This window comes from Sinorhizobium sp. 7-81, from assembly GCF_030124405.1.
Taxonomy (GTDB): Bacteria; Pseudomonadota; Alphaproteobacteria; order Rhizobiales; family Rhizobiaceae; genus Sinorhizobium; species Sinorhizobium psoraleae.
In genome coordinates this window covers 1-1,866 of record NZ_JASKLT010000057.1, presented here as the reverse complement: position 1 = coordinate 1,866, position 1,866 = coordinate 1, and the positions used below count along the sequence as shown (strand labels likewise).

The window sequence follows — 1,866 nt, the reverse complement described above, 5'->3', positions numbered from 1 at the left end:
CGCACCATAGCTCAGCTCTTCGTCCTCGTGGACGAGGGCGACGGCTTCGGGGGCGCGCCGGACCTGCGCCTCGAACAGCTCGTGGATGCACTTGTCCGACGGATAATCCGCCGCCGTCCGGTTCAGCTCCTCCAGCAGATAGCTGCGCTCGTCGGCCGGAAGGATGTCGAGCTCGCGCACCGGCGTATGGGGAGCATGCTCCAGCACGTCGGCGAGCTGTTCGAGCACGTGCTGCATGTAGGCGCAGACCCGATCCGCGGAGATCGGCTCGGCCGCTTCCGCCGTCAGGCCAAGCGTCTCGCCAAAATCCTCCACCGACAGGGTCAGCGGATAGTTGGTGCGTTCCTCGCTGTCCAGCCATTCCATGCCGGCCAGGACGTCGTCCGTGCCCGCTGCCGTCGGCATGTTGTTGTGACGATAGTTCAACAGGGCGCTGAACAGCGGCGCGGGTGCGGCAACACCGCTGCAGCGTTGCGCCAGCGCCAGCGAGGCATGCTCGTGCGCGAGCAGCTCGGAAAGCCGCGCATGGGTGCTGCGAACACTCGCCTCGACTCCGGTGCCGTCGAGATCGAGGCGCACCGGCAGGGTATTCATGAACAGGCCCATGGCGCGGTCGGCGCCGGCACCGCCATGCATGCGGCCGAACAGCACCGTGCCGAACACCACCTGCTGTCGGCCGCTGCTGCGCGCCACCACCTGACCCCAGGCCAGATGGCAGAGGCTCGCCAGGCTCACCCCCAGCCGCCGCGCCTGGCCGCGCAGCCGATCGTTGAGCGCCTGCGGCAGCATCCGCCGCGCCTCGCTGGATCTGCTGCCGTCGCCATGGACCTCGCTCAGCCCGAACGGCAGGGTCGGCTCGTCGATATCGGCCAGTTGTGCACGGAAGAACTGCTCATGCGCCTTGGCATCGACACCCAACCGCGCCTGCGCCACCAGGTTGCGGAACGGCTGCGGTGCCGGCAGTTCGTGCGCACGTGCCTCCAACACCGCCCGCACCTCGGCATGCATCACTTCCGACGTGGTATGGTCGCCGATCAGGTGATGCTGTTGCTTCAGCAGCAGCCAGCGGCCGCTGCCCGGCTCGGGGGCGATCACGAAGCGCATCACGGGCGCCCGGCCAAGATCGATGCGCTGCCGGCGTGGATCGAACCGGCGCTTCAGTTGCTCATGAGCGGGACCGTCATCGTCATCCAGCGCGACCTCGCTCACCTCGATCGGCGCTTTGCGCCACACCACCTGGGCCGGGCTCGACAGCCCCTCCCAGACGAACGAGGTGCGCAGAATGTCGTGCCGGTCGACCACCTGCTGGAGCGCGTCCAGATAGCGGTCCAGCAGCTCACGGTCGGCAAACGCCATCTGGCTGACCAGCAGGTAGGGATCGCCCCGGCTGGCCAAGAGGTGATGGAACAGGATGCCGTCCTGCAGCGGCGACAGGCCATAGATGTCCTGGATGTTGCCGATGCCGCCGGGCACCGTTTCTACGATCCGGTCGATCTCCGGCTGGGAAAGCTCGATGAGCGGCAGCATCTGCGGCGTGATCGCCGTGCTGTGCCCGGTGATCAGGTTGGCCGGCACGGCCACCTCCTGGTGGCTGCCGAGGCTTGCGGCGAGATCGCAAAGCACCGGCTTGGCGAACAGGGTGCGCACCTCCACTCCCAGCGACAGCCGCCGCAGCCGCTCCATCAGTTGCACGGCGAGCAGCGAGTGGCCGCCGAGCTCGAAGAAGTTGTCATGGCGGCCGACCCGCTCGACGCCGAGCAGCTCGGCCCAGATCTGTGCCAGCATCGTCTCGATCTCGCCCTTCGGCGCCGCATAGGCGGCCCGCGCATAGGCATCGTCGTCGGGAAGCGGCAGCGCCTGGCGGTC

The 1,866-nt window shown here is 68.1% G+C and carries 1 protein-coding gene; it reads right to left on the bottom strand.

All coding sequences use genetic code 11. The features are described from left to right. The coding region (locus QN224_RS33430) for a condensation domain-containing protein (protein ID WP_283980155.1) at window positions 1-1,866 on the bottom strand (1,866 nt) is incomplete at both ends.